This is a genomic window from Thermogutta sp. (assembly GCF_014359955.1).
Classification (GTDB): domain Bacteria; phylum Planctomycetota; class Planctomycetia; order Pirellulales; family Thermoguttaceae; genus Thermogutta.
The window spans coordinates 1-3,886 of the sequence record NZ_JACIYL010000422.1 but is presented as its reverse complement, the minus strand read 5'-3'; the positions used below and the strand labels follow the sequence as shown (position 1 = coordinate 3,886).

Here is a 3,886-nt window from a genome sequence, read left to right as displayed (position 1 = left end):
GATCAGACTGTCGTAACTGTACGCTGCGAGAAACGTGGTCTCGGAGAGGGGATAGGGGGTGCGATAGCAGTGGCCCGGAAATCGCTTTTGCTCGGATGGAAGAGCCGGTACGGAATCCACACCGGCCGGGTTGAACCATCGTCCGCCGGACCGGTTGGGGACAGGTGCCTCGCTTTCCGGAAAGAGGGCGTCAGGAGTCAGCCGGGTGATAGCCTGAGGGCCATCCTGGCCATGCCTGATGTCGAGCCGAATGATCGACCCGGCCGTCATGGCGTGGTGGGCCGCTGCGGTGGCAATGATTGCATTGGTCCCCGGAATGGGCCGGGCTTCCCAGATTCCGACAGGATTGAGGGTATTGTTTCCGTAGTAGGCCTGGACGAACTCACCATTGCTGCGGACAGTCCACAACTGCTGGTAGAAAACCGCATTCCGGTCCACGTAATCCCACCGGGTATATAAAATTCGGCCATCGAACAAGGGAACAGGGTCCCATTCGTGAGTCTCGTGGAAAGATATGACGCGGATGTTGCGGCCATTCGCATCGCACGCCGTGAGCGTGTGGACAGGACAGGGGCCCTGACCACACCGGTGAAAGCCACCCCGGCGTGTGGAAACGAAGACGATCTGGCCATCGGACAGGTATTTCGCGCCAAAATCGTCGTACGGATCGCTCGTGAGTTGACGAATTGTCCTGTGCGGCAGTGCGATTTCATAGAGGTGAAAGAATCGGTCCAAAGCCTGTTCGCGGTTGACCGGGGCGCGATCGGCTGCGCAGAAGGAAAACAGTACACGCGTGCCGTCTGGCGAAACGTCACAAAACTCGAAGCTCCCCTGCGGAAGTCGCCCAGCGGTGAGATCTGTACATGCCATGGATTGGCCGGGAAGGTCGAGCAGATACACTCCGCCACCCGGTCGGGCGCAGTTGCCTGTATACTGGGTCAACTGGTGACTGAACAAACTGGGAACGTGCTTGACGAAGGCGATTTTTCTATCACGCAGGGCCGGGTCGCGGAGAGAAAGCTGGCGTTTAACCCGTCGAGCTTCCAACCAGAGAGCATGCACCGTTTCCTGAGCCGCATTGCCGGACTTCTCCGTCTTCCCAAGCTCCGTTTGCAGAGAGTTCCATCTTTCCCGCAGTTCGTTCCATCTGGCGACCAGTTGGAACCACTTGGCATCCTTCAGGCCCTGTTGCGAATAGTTTTCGATAGCGTCTTGTCCTCGATCAAAAATCTTGTTCAGAGCAGCAGCGTATTTGGAGGTGGGTACTTGCGGATGGTCAAGCTCATCCTGCAAACGCCAATCCCATTCAATCATCGCGGCTGCGATTGCCGGGGCTAAAGGAGGAAGGACCGGGGGTGGCGTGACCTGAGGATCGCCGGGTGTCAACGACAGAAGCTCCGTCGGAGAGGAACCTGCTCCATAACGAATGCGCCCTTTCCAGACCGCCGGTGCCGTGTCGGTAGGATTTCTGACGCTGAGCGTTTTTTCGCGAATAGGGACGCTGTCGCCCGTGACGGTGAACTCCCATTTCCCGCGATTACCGCTCGCGAGAGAAGTCCGCTGCTGCACACTTTCTGTCTCGGCAGAAATTTCCAGGGCGGCCTGTCCAAGGTTTTCAATGGTAAGCGATGCTGCGACTGCCGCGGTCCATCCGAAGTGAATGATCAATCCCTCGTGAGGACCGAGAACGCCCACGAACTCACCGCAGGATGGCGTCACGGCCAGTTGAGTCTGACTGTCCTTGGCGAAAACAAAAAAACCGAAAGCGGTAGCGCTGGAACAGGGGATGGAATGCCCTGCTTGATCGCAAACTTTGAGAAGCCGGAGACTCTCGGGAGGAGATTCCTCGGTGGCGGCGATAGCCGGCGAGAGGGAAACGGTCCTGAGACAAAAAAACAGCAGCAGGTACGGCAGGACAGTCCGTACCGCCGCGAATGCGCCGACTTGGGAGGCGCGGGGGAATCGTCTCGGCAACATGGGCCGGTCTCCGCAACTGTGCCTCACCGCTCCATGAAAGGTTCCGTCAAAGCTGACTACCAGGATAACAATTCCCGCCAGGATTGCAACGCGATCAATCCCCGATTTATCGGGCACGATAAGCGTGCCCCTCCAAACGATTTCTCGGAGGGACCTGCTCGTCAGGTCCGTATCTGGAGGGACCTGCTCGTCAGGTCCGCTTGTCAACTTTAAATGATCCACCCCAATTCACTCGCCTTTCGGTAGGGGCAATTCATGAATTGCCCCTACGACGATGGTGACGGCACGTGAGCAACGGACACCGGGCGCGACCACCGTGCCCCTCCGTGTTGGACGCACGCCGTGGAAGGCGTCCCTCCACGGATTGAATTGGAGGGCCCGGTTCCACCCCGGCCACGCCATGGGAAGAGGCCATTCATGAATTGCCCCACAATACTTGGCACTCGTGGTCTGTCATAGATTTTTGCAAAAATGGGGATGGTTCGGGGGCAGCCGTCGAAAACTTTCATCGGGCGCAGAGAGTAGAAAGAAAAGGGGATAAATGGCACATCTTGATAAAGTTCCGGTGGTTGCCGAAATGACAGATAAGCAGTTACACTTGATAAAACATGACAGACCAAAATGTGAGAAGTGTAAAAATGGCCCGGCAAGGGGGCTACCATGAAGGAGTCAATCCTTCGTCGGTGCGCGCGATTGTCCGGCAACCGGAAGTCTTTTTCTGCAATCGAAACAGAACCTGTTATCGTCGCGGGAATTTGTTGCACCTCCCGGCTGGAGGATGAACCGAATGGCCGATGTCAGCGAGAAAGTTCCTGCCTCAGTCAAGTCGCTGCAGGAAGTGTACGAGGTCATTGCAGGCGAAATGGCCGAGGTAGATCGACTGCTCAGGCAGGAACTTCAGGATTCCTCCCCTTTCATCGATGGGATGCTCAAACATGGGCTTCAACTCGGGGGAAAGCGACTTCGGCCGGCGCTGGTGCTTCTCTCCGGAAAGCTGTGCGGAAAACTCACGCAGACGCATCTTCTTCTCGCCACGGCCATGGAACTCGTGCATACGGCGAGTTTGGTCCATGATGACGTTCTCGATGAGGCACAGCTTCGCCGGCACATGGAAACGATGAATGCCCGCTGGGACAATTCGGCCAGTGTGCTCCTTGGCGATTACCTGCTCGCCCGGGCGCTCTGTCTGGCCAGCTCTCTGGACTCGGTCGTAGCTTGCCGGGAGATTGCCCAGGCCAGCCACCGAATGTGCCAGGGCGAACTGCGGCAGATTGCGGCCTGCGGGCGATTCGACATGCCGGAGGAGGAATATCTGGAAATCATCACTGAAAAGACGGCCGCCCTTTGCCAGGCATGCTGTCGGTTGGGAGCGTATTATGCGGATGCCCCACCCTCATTCATTGAGGACCTGGGGGCATTCGGACTTCTTGTGGGGATCGCTTTTCAGATTATCGATGACATTCTTGACATCCTGGGTGATGAGGAAAAGACCGGAAAGTCCCTGGGGAGCGATTTGGCCAAGCAGAAGCCGACACTGCCCATCATTCACATGTTGCGGCACCTTGGAGAGCCTTCTCGGGAGCGAATGATCAGCCTCCTCCGGCAGCAGCCGCCGGGCTTTCGCCAGCAGGTGCGGCAGGTGATGATGGAGACGGGCTCGATTGACTATGCCCGCGAGAAGGCGGCGATGTTCATCAGTGACGCGGTCGAGCGGCTGGTTGATCTGCCGGTAAGCCCCGCTTCTGAGTCCCTTCGCCAGCTTGCCGCGTTTGTTATCTCACGCGATCGGTGATTTCCCATCCACTTTGGGAGGGACCTCTTGTCGGAGGGATCTGCTCGTCAGAGCTACGGTCCAACCCTGGATCATGTGTTGCGTTTCGTCGGTTGGACGGAACGCCTCCCGGCGATC

At 57.6% G+C, this 3,886-nt stretch carries 2 protein-coding genes; one reads left to right on the top strand and one right to left on the bottom strand.

Annotation, left to right across the window (positions count from 1 at the left end):
- Positions 1 to 1,977 (bottom strand): hypothetical protein (locus tag H5U08_RS12400; RefSeq protein WP_297033495.1); only part of this gene is annotated, 1,977 nt, incomplete at its 3' end.
- A gap of 787 nt (positions 1,978 to 2,764) precedes the next feature.
- Between H5U08_RS12400 and H5U08_RS12395 the strand changes: the two genes are divergently transcribed.
- Entirely contained in the window at positions 2,765 to 3,769 is a 1,005-nt protein-coding gene (locus H5U08_RS12395) for a polyprenyl synthetase family protein (protein ID WP_297033492.1), read from the top strand.
- The last annotated feature ends 117 nt before the right edge of the window (positions 3,770 to 3,886 follow it).

What these genes read in the sequence shown, in the direction of transcription:
- H5U08_RS12395 (WP_297033492.1), top strand. Translation starts at nt 2,765, where the DNA reads ATGGCCGATGTCAGCGAGAAAGTTCCTGCCTCAGTCAAGTCGCTGCAG.